The sequence below is a fragment of the Arsukibacterium sp. genome (genome assembly GCF_036735525.1).
Taxonomy (GTDB): domain Bacteria; phylum Pseudomonadota; class Gammaproteobacteria; order Enterobacterales; family Alteromonadaceae; genus Alishewanella.
On sequence record NZ_DAINOE010000118.1, the window covers coordinates 1 to 4,750 of the forward strand.

Here is a 4,750-nt window from a genome sequence, read left to right on the forward strand (position 1 = left end):
GTTGCAACGTCCGATCAGCGCTATTATCGACCAGCCACAATATCCGCAGGAATCCATCATGGGCATACCAGTCTGTCAGGGCCAGGTGGCAAGACAGCAGCAAGTGGTATTGGCCCTGGGCAACAATGACGCCCGGCAACAAGCGTTTAAGCATTGGCGTAGTTGTCTTTTGCCTGACAATCTTCGTCATCCGAGCGCATATATTGATGATTGTGTTGAAATGGGGATAGCTAACCAGCTGTTAGCTTTTTCAATGTTAGGGCCGAACGTGAGCCTCGGTAAGGCAAATATTATTAACAGTTATGCCGTGGTAGAGCACGAAACGATAATAGGTGATTTTAACCATCTGGCTCCAGGGGCAAAGTTATTGGGACGAAGCAAAATTGCTGACAGGTGTTTTATTGGCGCAAACGCAGTAGTGCGCGAGGGGGTATCGGTTTGCAGCGATGTTGTGATTGGCGCGCAAGCCTATGTGTCAGCTGACATTAATCAGCCTGGTGTTTACGTTGGTATTCCAGCAAGGAAGAGTAACTGATGGCGGAACTTTATGTGTCCAGCTCCTGCGTTAATCGCCGGTCAATTGCACAGAGTGTGCGCCATCTGGCAGATAACGGTTATCGTTATATTGAGCTGTCTGGTGGCACCCACTATTATCCAGACTTTGTCGATGACTTACTTGCTCTTAAACGACAGTATGGCTTGCATTATCGCTGCCACAATTACTTCCCGCCACCGCAACAGCACTTTGTTCTTAATTTATCAGCAAGCGATGACACTGTGCGTGACACCGCCATAGCCCATGTTAAACGGGCCATTCTGCTTTCAGCAGAATTGGAAGCTGACCGCTTGGCAATCCATGCTGGCTTCCGTTTACAGCCAGCAGTAGAACAACTGGGTAAAGTGATTTCAGCACAACAGTTGCAGATTAAACAGGAGGCGTTGCAGCGCTTTGCCGCGGCCTGGGCTGAGTTGCAACCTATAGCCACGCAGGCAGGTATTAAACTCTATGTAGAAAATAACGTATTGTCTGCGGCTAACCTGGCTATGTTTGCCGGAGAAAACCCTTTCCTGGCGACCGATATTGACTCTATCAATCAGCTAAGGGTCTTAACCGGTGCACCTTTACTTTTAGATGTTGCACATCTCAAAGTAAGTTGCCACAGTTTACAACTTGATTTTGCAACTCAACTGACAGCGTTGCTTGGAATTACAGATTATCTTCATATTAGCGACAACGATGGCAGTGCTGACCGCAATCAGGGGCTACTGCCAGGTTTTAATATGCTTGAGTTGCTTGGGCAACATGAGCTGAGTGGCAAAACCGTTACCCTCGAAGTGTATGATGGCGATGCCAGTTTACGGCAAAGTTTTCAGGCTGTGGCCGCATTAATGGAATATCAGCATGATGGGTAAAGCGAAAATACTTGCCATAGTGCCGGCGCGTTCGGGGTCGCAGCAATTACCTGACAAGAACATCCGCTCTTTTAACGGCAAACCATTAATGGCATGGAGTATTGAAGCGGCATTAAGGTCCGCAGTGGTCGATACCGTAATTGTGTCGACCGACAGCGCAGCCTATGCCGACATCGCCAGACAGTATGGTGCTGAAGTGCCGTTTTTGCGTCCGGCGGTGTTGTCTGGTTCTGATGCAGGTTTAATATCGGCACTAAAATTTACGGTAGAACAACTCGCTCTGGCAGGTCGATATTTCGACTGGGTCATTTGTTTACAGCCAACGTCACCCCTGAGAACATCTGAACATATTAAAGTGGCTGTGCAACAATTTCATGACATTAATGATGAAAAAAAATCCATGGCGTCAGTTTATCGGGTGGCTGATAAATTTCGCTGGCTGTTGCGAACAACCGATATCGGCACGCTGCAGTTTATTGATGCGGATATAGCAAAAAGCAGTGCGTTTGCCCGACAGCATAATGGTTCGGTGTATATGCCAAATGGCGCGATATTTATTATGCAAACTGCGGAGATGACAGGGCAGTATACAGAGTGCACTTATCCATTTTTAATGGATGAATTAAGTTCTGCAGATATCGATACTATAGATGACTTTTATTTTGCTGAAAGCTTATTCAAAAAAATTAATGCATAGTGATCTTGCTAGCGTTTTTTGTTTCGAGATGTTTGCATGATAAAGTCTACATATGAAAATAGGTGAGAGATGAAATACTGTCCTGCATGTAATTCTACTGAGCATTATCAGAAGTTATATGATCACCATAAAACGAAAATATCGTTGACAGAACCTTCTGAAAATAAAAAAATTCTCGATAAAATGACACCTGAACATTATATTTTTCGTGGTTTTGTGAGAGTTTGCTCCGTCTGTGGCTATGGCGTTCTGGAGAATTTACCAACTAATGAACAAATAACTGAATTTTATAATAGACAATTTTGGAAGTTAAACTTATGCAATGACAGAGTAGCTCAAGCTACCAAAGGTGTTCACTCGCCCGTACATTTAGCCAGAGCAAAAAGACAATTTGAATTTATTGCACATTACCAAGCGATAGAGGGCATACAATGCTGTCTGGAAATAGGACCTGGAGATGCATTACTTTCACTCGAACTTAAAAAAAACGCGTCTAAAAATACGGTATTTGACTTGTGCGAGCCAGGCGAGAGTTGGCTACCATATTATGCAAAAAAAGGTTTAAACAAAGTTGCTGACTTTTTCCCTTTCACTAGTAGCCTAAAGTATGATTTGATTGTTGCCAGTCATTGGCTTGAACATATCCCTAAAGTAGAAGCAGTTTTTGAAGCGTTGTCTGGCATGTTAAGCGACCATGGCGTGGTAATGATAGAGATACCTAATACAGCACACGATTACTGGGAGTTACCTATAAAAGATACGCCACATATTCACTTTTTTACCCTGGCTTCACTAAAGAGATATGCCGAACAAAATAGATTTAAAGTCCTAGCAATAGAAGAGTTTGGCATCACCATGGCAGATTATTGTGCTGGTCAGCTGCCAGATTACGAGACTTTGGGACCAAGTGCCGGCGGTTATTCTGTAGCAGCTATTTTGAGTAAACAGCACTAGCAATTAGTACAGCGTTATCAAAGCCTGTGTTGCTATTTATTTCAGCTAAATGTAATGGTCTCCCGCATTTTATTTGATAGATTACCAGTTAAATTTTTATCAGACGTTTCACCTCGGGCAATAATAATATCTTTAAATAGATATCAGGAAGTAATTTACAGAAGGTTAATTGGTTTAAAAAACAATGGCGTTGTTTTGATTAGGCTTTATCAATGACGACATTTATTTCCTTATAATAATTAGTTACTTATAAAGCACAGGTTTTTATGAGAAAAGTGATAACTTACGGTACCTATGATTTGTTTCATGAGGGGCACAGGCGATTATTAGAGCGTGCAAAAAAACTGGGTGACTATTTAATTGTTGGGGTGACCACAGAAGCTTACGATGAAGTACGGGGTAAATTGAACGTAAGACAATCGCTAATGGAAAGAGTTGCACAAGTACAAGCTAGTGGCTTAGCTGATGAAGTCATAATTGAAGAATACGAAGGTCAAAAAATTAACGATATCCAAAAGCATAACGTTGCTATTTTTGCCATTGGCTCAGACTGGTTAGGTAAGTTTGATTATCTTAATGATTATTGTGAAGTAATATATTTAGATAGAACCAAAGGCGTTTCAAGTACGGAACTACGCAATGCAGAAGGTATTTTAAACATTGGCATTGCAGGAACGGGAAGAATTGCTAAACGTTTCGTATCCGAAGCCAGATTCGTGAGTGGTGTTGATATTATTGGCGCTTACTCAAGAAATAGCGCCAATGTAAATAATTTTGTAAATGAATTTGAACTTGCTCTACCAGCGAATAATTACAACGAGCTATTAGACTCAGTTGATGCAATCTATATAGCTACCCCACATAACACGCATAAAGACTATGCTTTAAAAGCACTTAACAGGGGAAAACATGTTTTATGTGAAAAACCGATGGCGCTTACCGAAGCATGTGTTGCAGAGCTGCAATGTGCAGCGGCCAATAATAATGTTGTTTTACTGGAAGGCATAAAAACTGCTTTTTCTCCTGGTTTCAATCGACTCATAACCTATGCAAAGAGTGGTGTAATTGGGAAAATATTGGCGGTTGATGCAACTTTCACTAAATTAACTGACGGTAAACCACGAGAATTACAAAAAAAACAAGGCGGTGGTAGTTTTTTTGAACTAGGCAGCTATCCTCTACTCGTAATTCTAAAACTACTCGGTAAAGATTACTCTAAAATAAGTGCTGTACAGTACTTACCCGATAATGCAGAGGTTGAACTCTACAGCAGAGTCGAGGTTTTATACCCCAATGCAATAGGTTCAGCCAGAACCGGTTTGGGTGTTAAATCAGAAGGAGATTTAGTGATCTCTGGAACTAAAGGTTACATTTATGTTCCGGCACCTTGGTGGAAAACTGAATATTTTGAAGTCAGGTTTGAAAACAGTAATGAAAATAGAAAGTTTTTTTATAAGTTTGATGGGGATGGCCTGCGTTACGAACTCGCTAACTTCGTTAATATGATTCGTGCTAAGAAAATGCAAACTTACCAACTCTCGTTTGACGATACTAAGTGGATTGCAAGAGTCCTCGAGCAGTCACAAAGTCATATGCATGTTATCAAGTAAAAACTAAAGCCATAACCTTAAACAAAAGGCTCTAACTGGTTTTATCAGCAGCCTAAACTAATAAACCTGCGTAGAA

At 41.5% G+C, this 4,750-nt stretch carries 5 protein-coding genes; all 5 read left to right on the top strand.

Annotation, left to right across the window (positions count from 1 at the left end):
* The coding region (locus tag V7D78_RS15590) for a DapH/DapD/GlmU-related protein (protein ID WP_333609383.1) at positions 1-535 on the top strand (535 nt) is incomplete at its 5' end.
* On the top strand, positions 535-1,413 hold the full coding sequence (locus tag V7D78_RS15595) for a sugar phosphate isomerase/epimerase family protein (protein WP_333609384.1): 879 nt from the start codon (positions 535-537) through the stop codon (positions 1,411-1,413). The genes V7D78_RS15590 and V7D78_RS15595, both read left to right, overlap by 1 nt.
* Positions 1,403-2,110 (top strand): acylneuraminate cytidylyltransferase family protein, encoded by a 708-nt coding sequence (locus tag V7D78_RS15600; RefSeq protein WP_333609385.1) that lies wholly within the window; start codon positions 1,403-1,405, stop codon positions 2,108-2,110. The genes V7D78_RS15595 and V7D78_RS15600 overlap by 11 nt, the downstream gene beginning before the upstream one ends.
* 144 nt (positions 2,111-2,254) lie before the next feature.
* A complete protein-coding gene (locus tag V7D78_RS15605; protein ID WP_333609386.1) occupies positions 2,255-3,064 on the top strand; it encodes a class I SAM-dependent methyltransferase in 810 nt (269 codons plus the stop codon).
* A 266-nt stretch (positions 3,065-3,330) separates the two neighbouring features.
* Positions 3,331-4,674 carry a Gfo/Idh/MocA family oxidoreductase gene (locus V7D78_RS15610; protein ID WP_333609387.1) on the top strand — a complete coding sequence of 448 codons (1,344 nt, stop codon included), beginning with the start codon at positions 3,331-3,333 and terminating at the stop codon, positions 4,672-4,674.
* Positions 4,675-4,750 lie beyond the last annotated feature (76 nt).

Bases quoted from the DNA above. Each gene is read 5' to 3' on its own strand.
- V7D78_RS15595 (WP_333609384.1), top strand. From the start codon at position 535: ATGGCGGAACTTTATGTGTCCAGCTCCTGCGTTAATCGCCGGTCAATT.
- V7D78_RS15600 (WP_333609385.1), top strand. From the start codon at position 1,403: ATGATGGGTAAAGCGAAAATACTTGCCATAGTGCCGGCGCGTTCGGGG.
- V7D78_RS15610 (WP_333609387.1), top strand. From the start codon at position 3,331: ATGAGAAAAGTGATAACTTACGGTACCTATGATTTGTTTCATGAGGGG.